Source organism: Chlorobaculum parvum NCIB 8327 (assembly GCF_000020505.1).
In the GTDB taxonomy this organism is placed as follows: Bacteria; Bacteroidota; Chlorobiia; order Chlorobiales; family Chlorobiaceae; genus Chlorobaculum; species Chlorobaculum parvum_A.
Genome location: NC_011027.1, coordinates 837,570 through 857,688 on the forward strand (window position 1 = coordinate 837,570; position 20,119 = coordinate 857,688).

The window sequence follows — 20,119 nt, forward strand, 5'->3', positions numbered from 1 at the left end:
TCTGGAAAAGCCTCCTGCTCGCATTTTTTACCCGCCTTGATTCATCGAACGTTCCGGCTGATTGTTATCAATTTGAGGAATTCGCCTGAATATTTATGGTTCATCTGGCCGTCGGTGGGATGGGGGATTGGATTGTTCTTTCACGGCATGGGCGTGTTTGTGTTTACCGGAAAATCGGCGATCAGGGAGCGGATGATTGAAAAGGAGATAGAGAGTGACTTGTCCAAAAAGCAATGATTCTTTTTTCTCTTTTTTAGGCGTACGTTTTGTATAATCTTACAGTCAAAATGTAAAATTGTAAAACATGGAATTTCTTGAATTTCTGAATGAAAATGCGGGAGCATTTAGTGTTATTTTTACTGCGGTTGTTACTTTGGCGACAATATCATATGCAATACTTACGTATTGGCTCGTAAAAGAGACAGCTTTAATGCGACAAGTCCAAACTGAACCAAAGATAGAAATTACAGTGCGTTCTCATGAGGTGAATATTAATATTATGAGACTTCATGTGCGTAATATTGGGCTTGGACCAGCTTTGAGTGTTAAGTTTACCCCAAAAGTATTAAGTGGAGGTGATACTGCATCGCAAATGATTGAGGAGTTAACGAGGGTTAATTTTTTTAAGTTGGTTTGGTATATATTAGCCCTGGACAAGAATTTGTTTCTGGCGATACAAATATGGTCAGGAATTATCAGGAAAAAATGAAGGCTGTTATCGGATTTGATGTTGTGTGTGAAAGTGCTACAAAAAAAAGCTATAAAGAGACTCTGATAATTGATATGTCCGAACATAAGGGTACTTGTAGGATAGGAGGGGATCCACCACTTTATACTATTGCGCAGAGTCTTGAAAGAATTCAAAAAGATTTTGATCATATTTTAAGTGGCTTTAAAAAACTGAAAGTTGATATCTTTTCTTCGGGAGATCGTGCTCTGGCAGAGGCTGAAAAGAGAGAGTATGAAAAACAAGAGTTGGAAAAAATATCGGGAAAGAAAATTGAGGATGATGAGATTTCTGTGGAATAATTCATTCGGCAACTTTCGGGAAGAAAACTTGATTCTTCACTTCGTTCAGAATGACAACCAAAACCAAAAAGCCCCGGAGTTGATGAAGCTCCGGGGCTTTTGCATTTCACTCTCGTCAATCCGTCCGTCACTCCGGCTTCATGTGGGGGAAGAAGATGACGTCGCGGATGGAGTCTTCGCCGGTGAGGAGCATGACCATGCGGTCGATGCCGATACCGAGGCCGGCGCAGGGTGGCATTCCGTATTCCAGCGCGCGGAGGAAGTCCTCGTCCACGATCATCGCTTCGTCGTCGCCGCGCTGGCGGAGGCGGGCCTGCTCTTCGAGGCGTTCGCGCTGGATGACCGGGTCGTTCAGCTCGGAGAAGCTGTTGCACACCTCCTTGCCGCCGACGATCAGCTCGAAGCGCTCGACGAGGCCGGGTTCGGAGCGGTGCTTTTTGGCGAGTGGCGACATCTCCTCCGGGTAGTCGGTGATGAAGGTCGGCTGGATGAGCTTCGGCTCGACGAACTCGCCGAAGATTTCATCGATGATCTTGCCGCTGCTGATCTTGGGGTCGAGTTCGAGTCCCAAATCTTTCGCAATGTCGCGGAGCTGCGCTTCCGATTTGTCGCGAATCTCCATGCCGGTGTACTCTTTGATCGAGTCGGCGATGGTGAGGCGGCGGAACGGCGGCTTGAGGTTGATTTCGTTGCCGAGGAACATGGTCGAATCCTTGCCGTTCACTTCCACGCACGCTTTGTGCAGTAAATCTTCGACCAGCTCCATCATCCAGACGTAATCCTTGTAGGCGACGTAGAGCTCGACCTGAGTGAATTCGGGGTTGTGGAAGCGGTCGATGCCCTCGTTGCGGAAGTCCTTGGCGAACTCGTACACGCCGTCAAAGCCGCCAACGATAAGGCGCTTGAGGTAGAGCTCGTTGGCGATGCGCAGGTAGAGCTGCATGTCGAGCGCGTTGTGGTGCGTCGTGAAGGGACGCGCCGCTGCGCCGCCGTAGATCGGTTGGAGGATCGGCGTTTCCACTTCAAGCCAGCCGTTCGAGGCGAAGTAGTTGCGCATCAGGGCGACGATCTTCGTCCGCTTGATGAAGGTGTCGCGCACTTCCGGGTTGACGATCAGATCGACATAGCGCTGGCGGTAGCGCAGCTCGCGGTCGGCGAAGGCGTCGTAAACCACTTTTTCGCCGTCAACCTCTTTCTCCTTGGCAATGGGAATCGGGCGGAGCGATTTCGAGAGCAGCTCGAATTCTTTGGCGTGCACCGAAATTTCGCCGGTCTTCGTCCGGAAGCTGAAGCCCTTGACGCCGACGATGTCGCCGATGTCGAGCAGTTTGAAGGTGTTGTACGAATCGACGCCGACCTCATCGCGCTTGAGGTAGATCTGGATGCGTCCAACGGAGTCCTGAATGTGGAAGAACGACGCCTTGCCCATCTTGCGGATCGCCATGATGCGACCGGCGACCGAGACATCCTCCGGATTCTCTTCGTCGAAGCGCTCGATAATGCCTTTCGAGGTGGCTGTGACGTCGAATTTATAGGGATAGGGTTCGATGCCCGATTCGGCGAGGTGCGCGCGCTCTTCGAAGCGGCGCTTCATCTGGTCGTTGAGCGAAACTGCGGGTGAGGGATCGTTCTGCTGGTTTTTCTTTTCTGGTGCGTTGGACATGCTGATGGTCTGAAGTGGTAAAAAAAGTTGCGAAGGTGCAGTCAGGCCGAGATCATGGTTTTGATCCAGATCGACGGCAGGGTGCTCAGTTTCTGGTACAGCGAGCGGTAGGCGCGTCGGGTGAAGACGTCGTAGTCGTTCTCTTCGATGGCCTTGAGGATGTCGCTGTAGTTGCGGCTGCTGATACCGACGGCCAGGCGGCTGTTCCTTTCGAGCATCGGAATGCCGCGGTCGGCGGAGGCGTAGTAGTTGCGCGCTCGCTCGATCTGGAACTTCATCAGCGCGACGAACTTGTCGTTCATCGTGCGGCTCATGAACTCCTCGCGGCTGTAGTTGAAGCGACGCAAATCTTCGAGCGGCAAATAGATACGGTTGCGGTCAATGTCTTCGCCGATGTCGCGCAGGATGTTGGTGAGCTGCATGGCGATGCCGAGGTCGATGGCGTGCTGGAGGGCGGCTTTATCTTTATAGCCGAAGATTTCGACCGTCATCAGCCCGACCACCGAGGCGACCTTGTAGCAGTAGACGTACAGCTCGTCGAAGGTCTCGAAGGTCTGGAAATCGATGTCCATCGCCACGCCGTCGATCAGGTCGAGCGGCAGTTCGATGGGAATCCTGTAGTGGCGCAACGTGTCCTGCCACGCCATCAAAATCGGGTCGTTGCTCGGCTTGCCGTCGTAGCAGGCGCGGAGGCGCGTCTTCCAATCCTCAATCGAATCGTTGAGCTCCTCGCGCGTCAACTGGCCGTTGCTCAGCTTGTCCTCGGCCAGATCGACCAGATCATCCACCGTGCGCAACAGGGCGTACATGGCGAAGATCGGATTCTGCTGGCGTTTGGGCAGAAACTTCGTGGCGAGGTAGAAGGTTTTGGCGTGGTGCTTGGCGATCTGGCGGCAGTAGTCGTAGGCGTTCGGGAGCGACAGTGGTTGGCCTGCGTCGTGAAGTACTGTCTGTCCGTTGTAGCTGTAGTTCATAAAACGTTCATCGATTTTGCCTGTCCAGATACCGCAACTTGCCTGTCGGGCATCATCGCCGATACGCTCCTTCGGTCATGTTTTTGTGTGCCGGAGAAGCGAAAATATGTAACTTTCTGTGGCCGGAATACGTTGTCATAACGTGACGGCAAAATAACCTAAAGGCTTTAATATAGCAAGAGCGCAGGAGGTGTCCGTCTTCGCATGGTGCGAGCCTCCGTAGTGTGAATTACTATTACGAGAAGATCCATTTGATACCCATTCCATCCGCTGAACCGAGAGAGCGTGCTGTACTTGTCGGCATTACCTCCTCGCCCGATATTCCGAGACATCTTGTCGAAGAGTACCTCGACGAACTGGCTTTTCTTGCCGATACGGCGGGAGCCGACGTCGTCAGTACCATCATTCAGGAAAAGAAGCAGCTCGATACAGCCACCTGTATCGGCAGCGGCAAAGCTGAAGAACTGGCCGCGCTGGTCGAGACGGAGTCGATCGACATCGTCATTTTCGACGACGACCTCACGCCGGTGCAGGTGCGCAACCTCGAACGCATCCTCAAGTGCAAGGTGATCGACCGAACGGGTCTCATCCTGCAAATATTTGCCCTCCGAGCCAAATCCGCGCAGGCCCGCACGCAGGTGGAGCTGGCGCAGCTTGAATATCTCCTGCCACGGCTTTCCGGCGCGTGGACGCACCTCTCAAAGCAGAAGGGCGGCATCGGCACCAAAGGTCCTGGCGAAACGCAGATCGAGACCGACCGGCGACTGGTGCGCAATCGCATCGCTTCGCTCAAAAAGAAACTCCGCGCCGTCTCGCTTCAGCACGACACCCAGACCCGTGGTCGCACCACCGTGCCGCGCGTGGCGCTGGTAGGCTACACCAACGCGGGCAAATCGACGCTCATGAACGCGCTCTGCCCGGAAGCGGAGGCCTACGCCGAGAACCGCCTGTTCGCGACGCTCGACACCAAAACCCGGCGGCTCGAACTCAGGATCAACAAGCTCGTGCTGCTCTCCGACACGGTCGGCTTCATCCGCAAGCTGCCGCATACGCTGGTCGAGAGTTTCAAATCCACGCTTGACGAGGTGTTGCAGGCCGACTTTCTCCTGCACGTCATCGACGTGAGCCATCCGGCTTTCGAGGAGCACATGCAGGTGGTGCGCGAGACGCTCAAGGAGATCGGAGTCAAGCACGACCACATCATCGAGGTGTTCAACAAGATCGACGCGCTCGAAGACCCGGCGGTGCTGACCGGCCTGCGCGGCAAGTATCCCGACGCGGTGTTCATCTCCGCCGCGCGCGGACTGAACCTCACGGTGCTGAAGGAAACTATCGCCAACTACGTCGCCCGCGACTACAAGCAGCGCAAGGTGCGCACGCACGTCTCGAACTACAAGCTGATCGGCTACCTCTACGACCACGCCGAGGTGATCGACAAAAAGCACGTCGATGAGGATGTGCTGCTCACCATCCGCGTGCACCGCAACAACCTCAAACAGATCGACGCCATGCTCAAGGCGTCCGCATTGAAAAACCATGCCGCTGCAAATTTTCAACACCACGAAACGCACGATTGACGAAGCGCTCCTCGCCGAAGCCATCCAACTGGTGATCGGCGAAGAGGGTGGCAAGGTCGGTTCCATCGAAGCTATCTACTGCGGCAATAAAATGATCCGTCGCATCAACCGCGACTTTCTCAACCACGACTACGCCACCGACACCATCACCTTCGGCTACAACGAAGGCGGGGAGGTGGAAGGGGAGTTTTACATCTCCCTCGACGTCATTGAGTCCAACGCTCGCCGCTTTGGCGTCATGTTTGAGGATGAATTGCTTCGCGTCACCATCCACTCCGCTCTGCACCTCATGGGCTACGACGACGAAACCCCCGAGCTTCGAATCGCAATGAGTCGCCGGGAGGATTTGTATCTGGACCGAATTCGCGGAGCATCGAATCATTGACGGTAATCCGTTCATCCAAATCCAGATCGAAATCGTTATCGAATGTCGTCGTTTTAATCCTTTCATTCCTGTCATACGATTTTGCGGTCAGGTAGCTCGCCATGACACACGATGTTTGCATCAGAGATCGAATTTTTTCATTAAATTCCCCTCATAACACCCCTTGCATCGAAGTACTTTTCTGCCGTCACGCTGTTTGGTGATGGCTATGCACGGGCATGGCATTCAAACGATCAATCACTACACCAATGAATCTCATCATTAACGACAAAACAGCTCAGGCGACCGTCGGCGAAACCGTCGGCAAGGCTGCCAGGCTGAATCATGCCCATGTGGGTTATGTTTGTGGCGGCCACGGCCTTTGCCAGGCTTGCTACGTTACCGTTCAGGAGGGCGCAGACTGCCTCGGCCCGCTGACCGATGTCGAAAAAGCGTTCCTTTCTCCGCGCCAGATCGCTGCCGGTGGTCGCATGGCCTGCCAGGCTACGCTTGCCAAAGAGGGTACGGTGAAGGTGCTGTCCCGTCCGGAAGAGGTGCGCCGCATGGTGTTCAGCAACCCGTTCCAGCTTATTGGATATGCCGCTGATATGGGCAAAGACACCGCGCAGCAGATCGTGCCGGGCGTCCAGAACTTCATTGGCCGCATACAGCGTGGTGAGATGGGCGGCAAGGAAGCGCTTGGCGATCTGATGGAGTCCGTGCAGGGCGCTGCAGGTCTGGTTGTCGAAACCGTTCAGCAGCTTCCGCAGAACCTTCCCATCCCGTTCAAGGATCAGATCATGGACGTGATCGGCAAACTGCCGCAGCTTCCGGTTTCGCTTTCGCAGATCCAGTTGCCGATTTCACTGCCGCAGCTTCCGTTCCAGCTTCCTTTCCTGCCAGCCAAGAAGGAATCGACTGAAGCGCTTGAAAAGGTGACGATCACTGTTCAGCCGAAGCCTAAAGCCTGACCGTATTTACGGTTACATTCTTTTTTACTCCCCCGGTGATGAGCCGGGGGAGTTTGTTTTGTAGTGAAAAACCGCTGCCGCTCAGCGTCCGATAACCAGTTAATCATCGAAAAAACACAAGGAGGCCCGTAGATGGATGTGAATACCGGTAACAACAGGAATGTGGTCGTGACCGACATCAAAATGCCGTTCGGTTCCATGGTGATTTTTCTGGTCAAGCTGGCTCTCGCAAGCATTCCAGCGCTTCTGATTATTTGGGCTGTGATGTTTGCTTTTGTTGCGATTCTGATGCTTCTGTTTGGCGGCATGGAGATATTTTCCGACCTGTTCCGGCAGTTTTCCAGTTATTGATGTGCGGGTCGGCCAGCTTGTTTTTTCACCCTTGAACGTATCCATCTCATGAGCCTGAACCTTGCCGATCGCTGCGATCTGGTGATGCAGTCCGATATCCGTACCATGTCGCTCGAGTGCGCCCGGATCGGGGGCATCAACCTTTCGCAGGGAATCTGCGATACGCCGGTGCCGCCGGAAGTGCTGCGTGGAGCGGCCGATGCCGTCATGCAGGGGCCCAACATCTACACCCATTACGCTGGTTTGCACGAGCTTCGCCAGGCAATCGCTGATAAGCAACGGCGATTCAGCGGCATGGAACTCGACCCTGAGCGCGAAGTCGTGATTTCGGCTGGCGCGACCGGTGCGATGTACTGCGCGTTTCAGACCCTGCTCAATCGCGGTGACGAGGTGCTGGTGTTCGAGCCGTTTTATGGGTACCACGTTTCGACGCTTCGAGCGGTCGAGGCCGTGCCGGTGTTCGTGCCGCTCGATCCGCCTCACTGGTCGTTTGCGCTCGAAGCGCTCGAAGCAGCGGTGACACCGAACACCAAAGCTATTCTGATCAACACCCCCGCCAACCCCTCCGGCAAGGTCTTCTCGCGCGAGGAGCTTTCGCTTCTGGCGGAGTTTGCCATTCGTCACGATCTGTTTGTGCTGACCGACGAGATGTACGAACATTTCGTCTTTGACGGACGTGCGCATGTCTCGATGGCCACCTTGCCCGGCATGAGAGAACGGACGATTACCGTGTCAGGCCTCTCCAAAACCTTCAGCATCACGGGCTGGCGCATCGGCTACGCCATGTGCGATGCGCGCTGGGCCGGCGCGATTGGCTACTTCAACGATCTTTGCTACGTCTGCGCGCCGTCGCCGCTTCAGGCTGGCGTCACCCTCGGGCTTCGCAGCCTCGACGATAGCTATTACCACGGGCTTTCAGCCGAGTATGAAGCCAAGCGCAACCGCTTCTGCGCGGCGCTTTCCGAGGCCGGTCTCGATCCGTTCATCCCCGAAGGAGCTTACTACGTGCTTGCAAACACGGACGGCTTGCCGGGCGAAACGGCCCGGGAGCGGGCGATGCATATTCTCCATCATACCGGTGTCGCATCGGTACCCGGTTCGGCGTTTTTTCACGGCACAGGTGGTGAGAATCTTGTCCGCTTCTGCTTCGCCAAAGAGCAGTCGGTGCTGGACGAGGCTTGTGAAAAACTGCAAAAACTTCGAACGCTCTGAACCATTTTTCAAGCGGTTGCGAAACCTCTCCGAGGCAGCGGTTGTTTTACACAAAGAAGCAGGGCCGTGGCCTCTGGTAGAGCACGCAGCCCTGCCGATTGAATTTTGTAACACATGGAAGAGCGAGGCAGTTATGGAGTATGAACAGAGCGTTACCGTGCAGTGTCCCTACTGCGGCCAGAGTTTTGAGGTGCTTGTCGAATGTTCGGTCGAGCATCAGGAGTATATCGAGGATTGTGAAATCTGCTGCCGTCCGGTAAGCCTTGTGATCGATGTCGCCGAGGATGGCACCGTGACCGCAATGACCCAGGGAGAGGATGTCTGACCAGCCTTTCGAAAATTCCCGAGAGCAGGAGTTGCTAAGCCTTCGCCGTGAGCTTGAAGAGGCCAAGCAGCTCAACGAAAAGCTTCAGGACGAACTGGTCGAGCAGCGCAGCTTCATGGATGCGCTGCTCGAAGCCACTCCGGATCTTTTAGTTCTGAAAGACGCGAACTTCCGTTACCGTAGCGTCAACCAGGCGTTCTGCCGTTTTCTTGGCATGAGGGCAGATGAGATTATCGGCAAAAATGATGAGGAGCTGCTCTCTCCTGAGGATGCGGTTTTGTGCGCCGGTCAGGATGCTGAAGTCCTGAAAACCCGGCAGCATCTGGAAAAAGACAGGGTAATTGCCGGCCCGAAAGGCCGGGTCTGGTTCCGGGTGAAGAAGACCCCGGTGTTCGATGCTTCCGGTCAGGTCACGGCCATTCTGTGCATGGCAAGGGATATCAGTCGCAGAAAAAAGGCTGAGCTCGAGTTCGACAGACTGTTCAATCTCACGCCGGATATGGTGTGTATCGCCTCCTCCAACGGGCACTTCACCAAAATCAACAAGGCATGGCAGAAAACGCTCGGTTATTCCGAACAGGAGCTTCTTTCCACGCCATTCCTCAAACTGATTCATCCCGACGATATCAAGGTCACCTGGGCTGAAATTGAAAAAATACTGGATGGTCAGCGTTCGCTGAATTTTGTGAATCGTTACCGGGCCAGCGACGGCTCGTATCGATGGTTTGAATGGAATAGCACGCCGCTTGAAGAAGGGGTGATTTATGCTGTTACGAGAGACATTACCGAGCGAATCGAGCAGGAGAAGCAGACCCGTCTCTGGGCCGATGCATTCAGGCTTTGTGCTCACGGCATCGCCATAGGGTTGCCGCAGACCAACCAGGTGCTTGCCTGCAACGAGGCGTTTGCTCGCCTGTGTGGTCGGCCGGTCAGTGAGATCGAGGGGGTCAGGATTGCGAGTCTCTATGTTCCTGAAGATCGTGAAACGGTAATGAACAATATCAGAACCGTTGACCGTACGGGATTTATCAGTTACCAGGCGAGAATGCAACGGCCGGATGGCAGCGCTTTTCCCGCGCAGATGGATGTGGTCAGCGTCCGGGGAGATGACGGGCAGCTTATGTACAGGGTTGCCACCGTGCAGGATATTACCGGACGGCTCAAATCGCAATCGGCCCTGCGCGAAAGCGAGGAGCGGTTCCGTTCGGTAGTGGAGTCGGCGCCGGACGCCATCTTCATTCAGACCAGCGAGTGTTTCAGTTATCTGAACAACCGCGCGCTCACTCTGTTCGGAGCCTCGACTCCTGATGAGCTGCTCGGGCGCAAGGTTCTTGACATGATTCATCCCGATTGCCGCGAGCTGGTCGATACCAGAATGCGCAGGCTCAACGAGCTTCGCCAGTCTGCTCCTGCGATCGAAGAGCGGCTTTTGCGTCTGGATGGTTCTACCGTTGAGGTCGAGGCCTCCGCCGTGCCGTTTACCTTTTCCGGTAAGCCTGGAGCGCTGGTTTTCCTCCGTGACATCAGGCGCCGGAAAAAAGCTGAAAAGGAGCGTGCCGAGCTTGAACAGCAGCTCTATCAGTCGCAGAAAATCGAATCGATCGGTCGGCTTGCCGGTGGCATCGCGCATGATCTGAACAATCTCCTGACCCCGATTCTCGGCTACTCCGAGATGCTGTTGAAGCGCATCCGTGAACCCGAAAAGAGCAAGCAGTATGTCGAAGTCATCCATCACGCCGCCCTCAAATCTCGTGAACTTGTCCGGCAGCTTCTGGCCTTCAGCAGCCGCCAGTCGCTTGAGTTCAGAACCGTTGATCTGAACGAAGTGATCCGGGACTTCGAGCAGCTTTTGCGGCGAACCATCCGGGCCGACATCGACATTCGCTACCATCTGCATGAGCAACCGCTTCCCATGCGCGGGGATGCCAGCCAGCTCGAACAGATCATCATGAACCTTGCCGTTAACGCCGAAGATGCCATGCCGGCGGGGGGCGAACTGATTATGGAGTCCTCGCTGCTGGTGATCAAAAAAGGGGAGGAGAAATATTTCGAAGGTCTGGCCGCAGGCTCCTATGCCTTGCTGACGGTTCGTGATACCGGAGAGGGGATGGATCAAAAGACGCTGAGTCATCTGTTCGAGCCTTTTTATACCACCAAGCCCAAGGGCAAAGGCACCGGGTTGGGACTCTCGACCGTTTATGGCATTGTTCGCCAGCATGGTGGCATTATCCAGGTTGGCAGCGAGCGTGGTGAGGGTACGTGTTTCAAGATCTTATTGCCAATTCAGCACAGTGATGTTCAGGAAATTCCTGCTGCTGAAGAGTTCGTGAATCATGTGGACGGCGGCGCCAAAGTGCTGGTTGTCGAAGATGACGAGCTGGTACGAAAGTTTGTTGTCCAGACTCTTGATGAAGCCGGTTTTACCATTCGGGAAGCCGAAGGCGGGGAAGAGGCGCTTGCACTGATTGTGAAGGATGGATTTATTCCGGATTTGCTTCTGACCGATCTGGTCATGCGAGGCATGAATGGACGCGTTCTGTATGAAAAAATTCAGGAGATTATTCCGTCGATCAGGGTGATTTACATGTCCGGGTATGCCAAAGACATCATTTCAAGTCAAGGCATCATGAATGAGGGGCTGACTTTTCTGCAGAAGCCGTTCGCGGTGCCAGTCCTGCTGGATAAAGTCAGGTACGTGCTCGAGAACGGAAATGGAGCAGCGAAAAAGCAGGAAAGAAAAAAGCTGAAACCGAAGCTGTAAGCCGAATTCTGTGAATCATCATCGAGTGATGAAGCTGCAGTCATTTATCTGATGCGGCCTACCCGGAAACGTTGGGCGGGCAACCCTTCTTTCCTTGCGGAAAAAGCTTCCATATTTGGCCTTGCTTCGGGGAGGTTTTCATAGCGTACGGCATTGCTGACGCACCTGGTGGTCTCTTACACCGCCTTTTCACCCTTACTCCGGCCGGAGCCGGGGCGGTTTGCTTTCTGTTGCACTCTCTGTGACAGACGGTTTGCACCGCTGCCCCCGGCCTTGAACCAGGTTCTCGACCGGCACCCTGCCCTGTGAAGTTCGGACTTTCCTCTGCACAGCGTCAAGCCATACAGCGACTGCACACTTGCGGTTTCAGCTTTAAAGATGAACAGTGCTCCCCATGCGGGGAGTGAAAAAAGAGAACAGCCGAACAGAGTTATTCCGTTCGGCCGTTCTGACAAAAAATATTACTTGCTGTCTTCGTTGGCAGCCTCGTCGAACAGGCGCTCGTGAACCACGATGCGGCCACACGATTCGCAAACGTAAAAACCGCCCTGCACGATCAGGGTGTGGCGGTTGGTCGGAACCCTGGTGTTGCAGCCAGAGCAGGCTTGGCGATCCAGCTTGACCACAGCGTTTTGCAGCGTACCGCTTTTGAGGTGGTCGTATTTATCGAGCAGGCGCTTGGCTTCCTTGGTTACGACGGCTCGCTGTTTATCAAGGCTTTCCCTGAGTTGAGCAACCTCTTCGGCTGTTTCGACCTCGATGCTCTCCAGCTCCTCTTTTTTGAGTTTGACCTGCTCGCTCAGATCCGACATCTGCTGCTGAAGCACATCGTCAGGCATCATCTCTTCGGAAATCTCGTCGTAACGGTTCTCGGCAATCAGTTCGCGACCTTTGTTCTGCAGTTCTGTTGCATGGTGCTCGGCCTGCGAAATGTCCTGAAGCTGGATTTCGCACTGCGCGATCTCTTTTTCTTCGTATTCGATCTGCTTTGACAGCGCATCATACTCCTTGTTGTTGCGCGCCTGAGTCTGCTTATCCTTGAACGATTTGATTTTTTCCTTGCAGTCGTTAATGAGCCCGTTCAGCCGCTCACGGAGTTTCAGATGATCTTCGGTGATTTTTTTGCGAGCCTCGATCTGGCGAATCGTGAAGGCCAAATCCTCTTCGAGCGCAGAAATCTCTTCCGGAAGGCCTTTCTGCAGGCTCATGATCTCCTCGATCTGATTGTCGATGTGCTGAAGGCGAACGATGAGATTGATTTTAGTATGATCCACTACTGCACCGGTTTAGATTGTAAAAAAAGGAAAAAAAAAGCACCTCCATCGAAGGTGCTTACCCCAGTATTTCAAATTAGTTCTCTGTAACAGGAGACGTCGTGATATTCTTAACCCTGATCCTCTTGCACATGTAACTTTTGCAGGTAGTTGGTGCCCGAAAGGAGATTCGAACTCCTACACCTCTCGGCGCTCGCCCCTGAAACGAGTGCGTCTACCAATTCCGCCATTCGGGCATTGCAAATTGTCAAAAAGCCTTACTTGGAAAGATAAGTTCTTTTCGACGATTATGCTAATTACTTGATCTCTTTGTGCTCGGTGTGCCTCTTGAGATTCGGATTGTACTTCTTGAGTATGAGTCGCTCCGTGGTGTTCTTTTTGTTCTTGGTCGTGGTGTATCTTGAGACCGGTTTGCCTTCCTTTTTAGCTTCGGTGCACTCAAGCGTCACAATGATCCTGTTCTCTTTTCCTTTTGCCATCAGTAGCGTCGATCAGTTGATTATTAAATGAGCAACGAATATACACCTTGGACTCCTATTATGCAAGGTCTGCTGTTTTTTTGTTTCAGGAATGAAGAAAGGCTATTATGTTCCTTCTAATCGCCAATGAACCATCAAATTACCAGCGCATCGTGCTCGACAGTCACTTTTTTTCATACTCCGACGGAACCCTTTCATGTGAATCTCTAAAGCTTGACGAACTTGCCCGGCAGTACGGCACGCCACTGTTCGTGACCAGCCGCCAGAGCCTGATCAGCCAGTACCGGGCCTTCGAGGAGGCATTTGCCGCTCTTCCGCATTTCACCTGTTATTCAGTCAAGGCTAACTTCAATCTTGAGGTTATCCGCACGCTTGCTGCCGAAGGTTGCGGATGCGACGTCAATTCCGGAGGTGAACTCTATCGTGCACTGAAAGCCGGCGTACCTGCCGAGAAAATCATCATGGCTGGAGTTGGTAAAACCGAGGAGGAGATCGAGTATGGCCTGAACTCGGGCGTGATGATGATCAAGGCCGAGTCGACTGCCGAGCTCAAGGCGATCAATCGTGTGGCTGCTCGCCTTGGCAAGGTCGCACAGGTCGGCGTCAGGGTTACTCCCAACGTGACCGCCGAGACCCATCCCTACATCACCACGGGCGACAGTAAGGAGAAGTTCGGCATCGACGAGGCCGGGCTGGCCGAGGTGTTCGACTTGTTTAAAGCATTAACGAACCTTGAGCTTCACGGTCTCGACATGCACATCGGCTCGCAGATTTTCGATCCGGAGTACTACGTGGCCGCCACGCAGAAGCTGCTCGAGGTGCTTGAATCGGCGCGTCATCTTGGCTTCGATATCAAATGGCTCGATCTCGGTGGAGGTTTCCCGGCAACCTACGATCCGCAGAAACCAGCTACGCCGATCACCAAGTTTGCCGAAAAGCTTATTCCGATGCTCGACGACAAAGGCGTGACGGTTATTTTCGAGCCGGGCCGGTTCATTGCCGCCAACTCGTCGGTGCTGGTCACCAAAATTCTCTATCGCAAGAAAAACCATGCGGGCAAAGAGTTCTTCATTGTCGATGCCGGTATGACCGAACTGATCCGCCCTGCGCTCTATCAGTCGCACCACGAAGTGCTCACGGTCAAGCAGCACGACAAGAGCGTTGTGGCTGACGTGGTAGGGCCGGTTTGCGAATCAAGCGACTTCTTCGTCCGCCACCGCACTATCGGCGATGCTCCTGAAGGTGAATTGCTCGCCGTACTCTCTTCCGGAGCTTATGGCGCAGTCATGGGCACCAACTACAATGGTCGCCGTCGTCCCGCAGAAGTAATGGTTGACGGCAGCGAAGCCAAGCTGATTCGCCGCCGTGAAACCTACGAGCAGCTCGTGCAGAACGAAATTTAAGAGCATGGACTAATACGGACGAAGTGGATTGGAATGTTCTCCTGATCCGCTTCGTCCGTTGATGAGCCGAGCCTCCACGCTATACTTCGCCCTTTTACCTCCGGAATTCCCTATCTTTTTTTATAGATACTCGCGCCTGTTCTGATGTTGATTTCAGAATAGCAGCGCTTGTTTTGTTATCAAACAAAGAACCATGCAGCAAGCTGAAAAGATGAGATATATCGCGCGAACGGTTATTTCGATGTGCTTGTTTTTTGCGCTTATCCTGTCGAACAGTGTACTGCTTGCTCGATCCGATCCTGAATTTTCGACGCGCGCATTGGCTGATACGGTTGGATTTGCGCATAAGGCCAGGCAAATGGATTCAGTCATGGTGCGAATCGATAGACTGTATCATGACGATCTTGCTCGTACGCAGCAGCCAGTGGGAACCGTGTGGCGGGCGGCGATCTGTCCGCATGACGATTACACCTACGCGAGCTGGCTCTATCCGGCGGTGTTGAGAAATATCAAGGCAAAAACAGTCATCATTTTCGGCGTGGCTCACAAAGCGTGGCGCTACAATCTCGAAAACTGGCTCGTTTTCGACAGCTTCAGCTCATGGCGCGGTCCGTACGGACCGGTCACGGTGTCGCCGCTGCGGGAAGAAATCATCAAGCAGTTGCCTGCCGATATGGCCATCGTGCACGATCCGATGCAGAGCGAGGAATATTCCGTGGAGGCGATGATTCCGTTTCTGCAATACCAGAAAAGGGATGTTGAAGTCATCAGCATTCTGGTGCCGTACATGGATTTCGAGCGGATGCAAACCATCAGCAAGCATTTGGCCAAGGCACTGTTTATCGTGATGAGCCAGAAGAATTTGCGCTGGGGAGAGGATGTTGCCATCCTGATTTCGTCCGACGCCGTGCATTATGGCGATGAAGATTGGGGCGGATACAATTATGCCTATTACGGAACCGGCAGCAAAGCGAATGCGCTGGCAGAAGCTTATGATCGGGAAATAATCAGCACCTGTTTTGACTCGGAATTGACCGAAAAGAAAGTTGCCAGATTTTATGCCTACACGACCAAGCCGGATAATTTCAAGGAATACAAATGGAGCTGGTGCGGAAACTATGCTATTTCCGTTGCTCTGTTGACGTCCCGGGATTTGCAGAAGCTGGAAAAAAGCGCTCCGTTAAAAGGCGTGCCGATTGCTTATGCTACGAGCATCAGCCAGCCGCATTTGAAAGTCGATGATCTGGGAATGGGTGAGACGGCGATTGCTATGCAGAGGCATTGGGTGGGTTATCCGGCGATTGGGTTTAAATAATTAAATAGAAACGAAGGCATTGAAATATGGTGTTGTGAGATGTATTTTATCCTTAAAAAAAAAGAGTTTTATTTTTCCAGAAAAACCTTTCTAAAGTAATGTTATGTCAGATATAATTAAGGTTCGTGTGGAACAACAGATTAATGAAATTGCAGATGAGGTTTCTGCAATTATAGCTGTTGTGAGGCCAATACTTTATGGATTATTACATGCTTTAAAGCGTGAGGTAGTTGAGGAGGTTAATGGTTATGCTAATGTGAAGCTTTTTATGCTTCCGCGATTGTACCGGCCGGGTGATGGTGATTGTGGTATATGTTTCGAATATGCGGTGCATGATGCCATTCGCCGAGGTGATGCGCCGATTCTTGAAAAGGTGAATGATAGTATGCGGAAATATTGTCGTGTTCCGGGTAATCAGACATCTTCGATATTATTTGGGGCTGAAAAGTCTGGAGCGATCCAATTGCTTGAGACTGCGGAAAATTTGCTGACAGACGAGTCTCGATTATTAACAGGGGCTCAGGCTCAACCAATTAAATTGCGTAGGTATATAAATATGTTGGCAGCTGCATTTAGAAAACCAACAACACGTCCTTCACTTCCTTATAGTATTAGTGGCTTGTGGAAGGCTGATTTGTTTTTAGGCATGAGCGACTCGGATAGGTGGGTTGGGACAACGGTAAAAATAAACCCAAGACATCTTGAGGGGGCAAAAGGATTGCGTATTGCAATTATTCCTTCGCAGCAAGGAAGAGATGATAGAATAAGATTAGATTTTCAGAAAAATCTTGTAGTATGTCCTTTGCCCTATGATGGTGCATTTATGGAGCTTTTTTACGTTGCGTGGGGGATTGTGCAGCAATTTTTGGCAGCAGATGCGAGAGTTCCAAGAGAAGTAAATCTACCTATGGCATCTCATAGGATGGTGGCAAGACTTTTAGAAGATAGGAGGGAATATCCTCTCATCGAGATAATTGAATCACTACAGCCTTTAGCGCAACCAGAATTGTTGAACAGTTATGAACAACAACCTCAAATAGACCTTTTTGGTGACGTTTCTCCAAATGTAAATACGGTTATAGCTCCGGTTTCTCGAGAAGTTTAATAATAAAAGCCTCAGTTTATAGTTGAGGCTTTTTCATTTTTCGAAATGCATGGATCGCATGACCTTCAAAAGGTCAGTGTTTAATGATTACTTACCCCCGCTTCAGATTCCGGAAAATCTTCAGCGTGGCTTCGGACAGGTTGAGGGTGTAGAAGTGGATGCCTTTGACTTTGTGATCCAATAACTCCTGCACCTGGTTGGTGGCCCATTCAACGCCGATTTCGGCGACCTCTTTGTCATCCGACGCTTCGAGTACTTTGCGCAACAGCTTCGACGGGATTCTTGAGCCGAGGGCGAGTTCGCCCATGCGGATCATGCCTTTCTTCGTCATGATGGGCATGATGCCGGGGATGATCGGCACGGTGATGCCCGCCAGCTCACAGCGCTCGACGTAGTCGAAGTAGTCGCGGTTGTCGAAGAAGAGCTGGGTGACGATGTAGTCGGCTCCGGCGTCAATCTTCTCCTTGAGATATTCAAGCTCCTTCATCCTGTTCGGCGTTTCTGGGTGGCCTTCGGGGAAGCCTGCCACGCCGATGCCCATTTCCGGGAAGTTCGCTTTGATGAATTTCACGAGGTCGATGGCGTGCGGAAAGTCCTTGATCGCCTCAGCGAGCGTGGGGATGTCGGCAGGTTTATCGCCGCGCAGGGCGAGCACATTGGTGATTCCGTGCTCCCGGTAGTTTTGCAGAACGCTTTCGATTTCGCTCTTCTCCGCGCCGATGCAGGTCAGGTGCGAAACAACCGTCAGGCCGGTTTCCTGCTGGATTTTGGTGACCAGATTGTGCGTGCGTTCCCGCGTCGAGCCGCCTGCGCCGTAAGTGACGCTCACGTACGAAGGATCGAGAGGGGAAAGGTTCGAGATGGTGGCAAAGAGTTTGTCCCAGTCGTCCTGCTTTTTCGGAGGGAAAAATTCCAGGCTGAAGACCGGTTCGGTTTTGGCGTCGAGAATCTCTTTGACAAGCATCCGGGTGTTTTGTTTGGCTGGTTAACGGGAAATGACCTGAATATACTAAATTATCCTGTTGCTTAAATCCTGAAATAACCGCCATAACCCCTAGTATGAAGCGGTTTTTCCTTCCTGCTCATCCAGCACTGCGCCTGCTTGCCTGCGCCGTTTTCGGCATTCTGGCCGCCATTGCTTTGCCGTTTTCGCCTTTTGGCTGGCTTGCCGTGGCGCTGTTTGCTTGCATCGTGACCGGCCTTCTTTTGTTCGTTCATCGGAAACGGCTTCTGGTGAGCAAGCTGTCGGCACTTTTGGCTGTGAGCTACCTGCTGATGGTGTTTGCCGGGTTTGCTTTTTATGCTGCAGCAGTTTTTCGGCTCGTGCCTTCACCTTCGTTGCTTTCGTGGGTTGGGCGTGAGGTGATTGTGTCCGGCATTGTGGATGCTCGTCCGGTCGTGAACCACGGCAAAGCGCGCTTGCGCGTGAGTGCTCGCGAGGTGTTCGAAAACGGGCGCACGACTCGGGTCGATGAGCCGGTGACGGTGGTTATCCGCATGTCTGGCGATCAGCAGTTCAGGATTCAGCAAGGTGATTTTGTTCACGTCAAGGGCTCGGTCGGTCTGATCCCGCCAGCCTCCAACCGCGACGAGTTTGACCCCCGGTGGTATTCCCGGTTGAAGGGTGTGCATTGCCAGCTCTTTTGCGTCGGCCCGTGGATGGTTCGCCAAGGAGTGCAGCCGACAAGTTCTCTATCGTTCGGGCTGGCCATTAATCCTTTGCGAAATTATCTCCGGTCAGCTATCGATCAGCGCTTTCCGGAAGGGCCTGAACAGGGCTTCATCAAGGGGATGATGCTCGGCGAGCGGGAGCTGGTGCAGGAGGAGGTGTACGATGCGTTCCGGCGTACCGGTACGGCGCATGTGCTGGTTGTGTCGGGGCTGCACGTGGCGTTGCTGGCCTATGTGGTCAACCTTGCTTTGCAACGCCTGCGGGTGACGTTGGCGGGCAAATGGCTGTCGCTTTTCATTCTGGTGGTGGTGATTGCGCTGTACTGTTTCGTGACCGGCAATGCGCCCTCGACCAGACGTGCGGCGATTATGGCATCGGTGATTATCGCCGGCGGCACGATCGGGCGCAAAAGCTATCCGTTAAACTCGCTGGCCGCAGCCGATCTCATTATTCTGCTTTTCAATCCTCTCGAACTGCTGAGCCCTGGGTTTCAGATGACCAACGCCGCGGTAGTGGGTATCCTTACCATTTATCCGTGGCTTTCAAGCCTCATTCCGGATGGCGATGGAGTGTTGCGCAAAGTCGCGCATTTCTTCTGGAGCGCATTCAGCGTGAGCCTGGCGGCGATGATCGGCATTGCTCCGGTGATTGCGTGGTATTTCGGCACCTACGCACCTTCGGGCATTATCGCCAATGTGCCGGTTGTGTTCTTTTCAAGCATGGCCATGTACGCCTCGTTTCCGATGGCGCTTTTGCACGGTTTTGGTGGTGGTGTGGCGGAGCTTTTCGGACTCAGTTCGTGGCTGTTTGCCAATGTCGCGCTTTGGTTTGTGGAGCTGTTCAACCGCCTGCCGTTTGCCAGCATCGAGGTTCACCCCGATCTGTTCGGGGTGGTAGTGTTCTATCTGACAGTCGTGTTGGCGTTGTATGCGCTTGTCTCAAAAGCTTGGGGGCGGTTGGCTGTTTCCGTTCTGATCGGTTTGAACCTGTTGCTCTGGCATGAGGTGATTCGCCCGGTTCCCGATTCCCCAAGAATGGTGACGGTCAATGCTGGACGGGATATGGCGCTTCTGCTTTCGTCAGGGAGCGAAACCCTGCTGGTTGAGGATGGGCGACGTCCGATGGATCGGGAGCGCATCAAGCGACAGTCGAGCCTCTGGGGACTTGCGGAGCCGGTGGCTTCGGTGGGAATGTTTTCGGCAGATTTGGATGAGCAGCTCCAGCCTGTCAGCGCTGGACTTCTTTCAGCGTCACGGCAGTTCGTCGTCCGTCGTCCGGCTGACCGAGTGCTCAGGATCGACAGCAAGCAGCGTTCGTGGCTGTTCGTATCAGGGCTGAAACGACTTGAACAGACTCCGGCGAATGGGGGGAATGTGGTACTCTGGATCGGCCGCTTTACTGAAAAGGAGTGGTCGCGACTTGAATCGTGGGTTGCTTCGGTTCATCCTCAGCGGATGCTGCTCGTGCCTGGTGTTGCGATGCCGCACGTTCAGCGCGGTTTGCTGGAGCGGTTCGCGATGCAACATCCGGTGGTTGAGGTGCGGTCGAAAAGCGGGCAGACGGTGTGGTACTGAGGGGGGGGAAGGGCAGCCGCAAGGGACTGCCCCTACAGATTTTCCAGGACATCCCCATAGGGGTACAGCC

Annotated in this window: 18 protein-coding genes, 1 tRNA gene, 1 other RNA gene and 1 pseudogene; 14 read left to right on the forward strand and 7 right to left on the reverse strand. The window is 53.4% G+C overall.

Annotated elements, in window-relative coordinates:
- Nucleotides 1–36: 36 nt before the first annotated feature.
- From CPAR_RS11335 to CPAR_RS03985, 3 genes are all read left to right on the forward strand, one after another.
- Complete coding sequence (locus CPAR_RS11335) at nucleotides 37–237, forward strand: 2TM domain-containing protein (RefSeq protein WP_041466123.1); 201 nt, start codon at nucleotides 37–39, stop codon at nucleotides 235–237.
- 67 nt (nucleotides 238–304) lie between these two features.
- Nucleotides 305–709 carry a hypothetical protein gene (locus CPAR_RS03980; RefSeq protein ID WP_041466124.1) on the forward strand — a complete coding sequence of 135 codons (405 nt, stop codon included), beginning with the start codon at nucleotides 305–307 and terminating at the stop codon, nucleotides 707–709.
- Entirely contained in the window at nucleotides 706–1,029 is a 324-nt protein-coding gene (locus CPAR_RS03985; RefSeq protein ID WP_041466125.1) for a hypothetical protein, read from the forward strand. Before CPAR_RS03980 ends, CPAR_RS03985 begins: the two co-directional genes overlap by 4 nt.
- 127 nt (nucleotides 1,030–1,156) lie before the next feature.
- Here the strand turns inward: CPAR_RS03985 and lysS are convergent, their stop codons facing one another.
- Entirely contained in the window at nucleotides 1,157–2,692 is a 1,536-nt protein-coding gene (gene lysS / locus CPAR_RS03990) for a lysine--tRNA ligase (RefSeq protein WP_012502025.1), read from the reverse strand.
- Nucleotides 2,693–2,733: 41 nt separating this feature from the next.
- Nucleotides 2,734–3,666: a phytoene/squalene synthase family protein gene (locus CPAR_RS03995; RefSeq protein ID WP_012502026.1), complete on the reverse strand. Its 933-nt coding sequence runs from the start codon at nucleotides 3,664–3,666 to the stop codon at nucleotides 2,734–2,736.
- Between the two features lie 224 nt (nucleotides 3,667–3,890).
- Between CPAR_RS03995 and hflX the strand changes: the two genes are divergently transcribed.
- From hflX to CPAR_RS11410, 7 genes and pseudogenes are all read left to right on the forward strand, one after another.
- Nucleotides 3,891–5,243, forward strand: coding sequence for a GTPase HflX (hflX, locus tag CPAR_RS04000; protein ID WP_012502027.1), 1,353 nt, complete (start codon nucleotides 3,891–3,893; stop codon nucleotides 5,241–5,243).
- Entirely contained in the window at nucleotides 5,203–5,628 is a 426-nt protein-coding gene (gene ybeY / locus CPAR_RS04005) for an rRNA maturation RNase YbeY (RefSeq protein ID WP_012502028.1), read from the forward strand. The genes hflX and ybeY overlap by 41 nt, the downstream gene beginning before the upstream one ends.
- Nucleotides 5,629–5,876: 248 nt before the next feature.
- Nucleotides 5,877–6,578, forward strand: a complete 702-nt coding sequence (locus tag CPAR_RS04010) for a 2Fe-2S iron-sulfur cluster-binding protein (RefSeq protein ID WP_012502029.1) — start codon at nucleotides 5,877–5,879, stop codon at nucleotides 6,576–6,578.
- 132 nt (nucleotides 6,579–6,710) lie between these two features.
- Nucleotides 6,711–6,929 (forward strand): hypothetical protein, encoded by a 219-nt coding sequence (locus CPAR_RS04015; RefSeq protein WP_012502030.1) that lies wholly within the window; start codon nucleotides 6,711–6,713, stop codon nucleotides 6,927–6,929.
- Between the two features lie 48 nt (nucleotides 6,930–6,977).
- On the forward strand, nucleotides 6,978–8,141 hold the full coding sequence (locus tag CPAR_RS04020) for a pyridoxal phosphate-dependent aminotransferase (protein WP_012502031.1): 1,164 nt from the start codon (nucleotides 6,978–6,980) through the stop codon (nucleotides 8,139–8,141).
- Between the two features lie 133 nt (nucleotides 8,142–8,274).
- On the forward strand, nucleotides 8,275–8,466 hold the full coding sequence (locus tag CPAR_RS04025) for a CPXCG motif-containing cysteine-rich protein (protein WP_012502032.1): 192 nt from the start codon (nucleotides 8,275–8,277) through the stop codon (nucleotides 8,464–8,466).
- A gap of 115 nt (nucleotides 8,467–8,581) precedes the next feature.
- Nucleotides 8,582–11,143: pseudogene (locus CPAR_RS11410) on the forward strand (PAS domain S-box protein); the annotation flags it as partial.
- Nucleotides 11,144–11,208: 65 nt separating this feature from the next.
- On the opposite strand, the gene rnpB reads toward CPAR_RS11410, so the two are convergent.
- The 4 genes from rnpB to rpmG all read right to left on the reverse strand — a co-directional run bounded on the left by rnpB (nucleotide 11,209) and on the right by rpmG (nucleotide 12,980).
- An RNA gene (rnpB, locus tag CPAR_RS10705) (RNase P RNA component class A) lies at nucleotides 11,209–11,594 on the reverse strand.
- 94 nt (nucleotides 11,595–11,688) lie between these two features.
- Nucleotides 11,689–12,501: a zinc ribbon domain-containing protein gene (locus tag CPAR_RS04035; protein WP_012502034.1), complete on the reverse strand. Its 813-nt coding sequence runs from the start codon at nucleotides 12,499–12,501 to the stop codon at nucleotides 11,689–11,691.
- A 151-nt stretch (nucleotides 12,502–12,652) separates the two neighbouring features.
- A tRNA-Leu gene (locus CPAR_RS04040) sits at nucleotides 12,653–12,737 on the reverse strand.
- 60 nt (nucleotides 12,738–12,797) lie between these two features.
- Nucleotides 12,798–12,980, reverse strand: coding sequence for a 50S ribosomal protein L33 (gene rpmG / locus CPAR_RS04045; protein ID WP_012502035.1), 183 nt, complete (start codon nucleotides 12,978–12,980; stop codon nucleotides 12,798–12,800).
- A gap of 152 nt (nucleotides 12,981–13,132) precedes the next feature.
- On the opposite strand from rpmG, the gene lysA reads away from it, so the two are divergent.
- The 3 genes from lysA (at nucleotide 13,133) to CPAR_RS04060 (ending at nucleotide 16,803) form a co-directional block, all read left to right on the forward strand.
- Nucleotides 13,133–14,383 carry a diaminopimelate decarboxylase gene (gene lysA / locus CPAR_RS04050; RefSeq protein ID WP_041466264.1) on the forward strand — a complete coding sequence of 417 codons (1,251 nt, stop codon included), beginning with the start codon at nucleotides 13,133–13,135 and terminating at the stop codon, nucleotides 14,381–14,383.
- Nucleotides 14,384–14,576: 193 nt separating this feature from the next.
- The gene (gene amrB, locus CPAR_RS04055; protein ID WP_232203939.1) at nucleotides 14,577–15,698 is read left to right on the forward strand and encodes an AmmeMemoRadiSam system protein B; all 1,122 of its coding nucleotides are present in this window, start codon (nucleotides 14,577–14,579) and stop codon (nucleotides 15,696–15,698) included.
- A gap of 103 nt (nucleotides 15,699–15,801) precedes the next feature.
- A complete protein-coding gene (locus tag CPAR_RS04060; RefSeq protein WP_012502038.1) occupies nucleotides 15,802–16,803 on the forward strand; it encodes a hypothetical protein in 1,002 nt (333 codons plus the stop codon).
- A gap of 91 nt (nucleotides 16,804–16,894) precedes the next feature.
- Here the strand turns inward: CPAR_RS04060 and metF are convergent, their stop codons facing one another.
- On the reverse strand, nucleotides 16,895–17,767 hold the full coding sequence (gene metF, locus CPAR_RS04065; protein WP_012502039.1) for a methylenetetrahydrofolate reductase [NAD(P)H]: 873 nt from the start codon (nucleotides 17,765–17,767) through the stop codon (nucleotides 16,895–16,897).
- A 95-nt stretch (nucleotides 17,768–17,862) separates the two neighbouring features.
- Between metF and CPAR_RS04070 the strand changes: the two genes are divergently transcribed.
- The gene (locus CPAR_RS04070; protein ID WP_012502040.1) at nucleotides 17,863–20,049 is read left to right on the forward strand and encodes a ComEC/Rec2 family competence protein; all 2,187 of its coding nucleotides are present in this window, start codon (nucleotides 17,863–17,865) and stop codon (nucleotides 20,047–20,049) included.
- The last annotated feature ends 70 nt before the right edge of the window (nucleotides 20,050–20,119 follow it).

Bases quoted from the DNA above. Each gene is read 5' to 3' on its own strand.
- lysS (WP_012502025.1), bottom strand. From the start codon at position 2,692: ATGTCCAACGCACCAGAAAAGAAAAACCAGCAGAACGATCCCTCACCC.
- CPAR_RS04025 (WP_012502032.1), top strand. From the start codon at position 8,275: ATGGAGTATGAACAGAGCGTTACCGTGCAGTGTCCCTACTGCGGCCAG.
- ybeY (WP_012502028.1), top strand. From the start codon at position 5,203: ATGCCGCTGCAAATTTTCAACACCACGAAACGCACGATTGACGAAGCG.
- CPAR_RS04070 (WP_012502040.1), top strand. From the start codon at position 17,863: ATGAAGCGGTTTTTCCTTCCTGCTCATCCAGCACTGCGCCTGCTTGCC.
- rpmG (WP_012502035.1), bottom strand. From the start codon at position 12,980: ATGGCAAAAGGAAAAGAGAACAGGATCATTGTGACGCTTGAGTGCACC.
- CPAR_RS04010 (WP_012502029.1), top strand. From the start codon at position 5,877: ATGAATCTCATCATTAACGACAAAACAGCTCAGGCGACCGTCGGCGAA.
- metF (WP_012502039.1), bottom strand. From the start codon at position 17,767: ATGCTTGTCAAAGAGATTCTCGACGCCAAAACCGAACCGGTCTTCAGC.
- CPAR_RS03995 (WP_012502026.1), bottom strand. From the start codon at position 3,666: ATGAACTACAGCTACAACGGACAGACAGTACTTCACGACGCAGGCCAA.
- amrB (WP_232203939.1), top strand. From the start codon at position 14,577: ATGCAGCAAGCTGAAAAGATGAGATATATCGCGCGAACGGTTATTTCG.
- CPAR_RS03980 (WP_041466124.1), top strand. From the start codon at position 305: ATGGAATTTCTTGAATTTCTGAATGAAAATGCGGGAGCATTTAGTGTT.
- CPAR_RS04060 (WP_012502038.1), top strand. From the start codon at position 15,802: ATGTCAGATATAATTAAGGTTCGTGTGGAACAACAGATTAATGAAATT.
- CPAR_RS04020 (WP_012502031.1), top strand. From the start codon at position 6,978: ATGAGCCTGAACCTTGCCGATCGCTGCGATCTGGTGATGCAGTCCGAT.
- CPAR_RS04015 (WP_012502030.1), top strand. From the start codon at position 6,711: ATGGATGTGAATACCGGTAACAACAGGAATGTGGTCGTGACCGACATC.
- CPAR_RS03985 (WP_041466125.1), top strand. From the start codon at position 706: ATGAAGGCTGTTATCGGATTTGATGTTGTGTGTGAAAGTGCTACAAAA.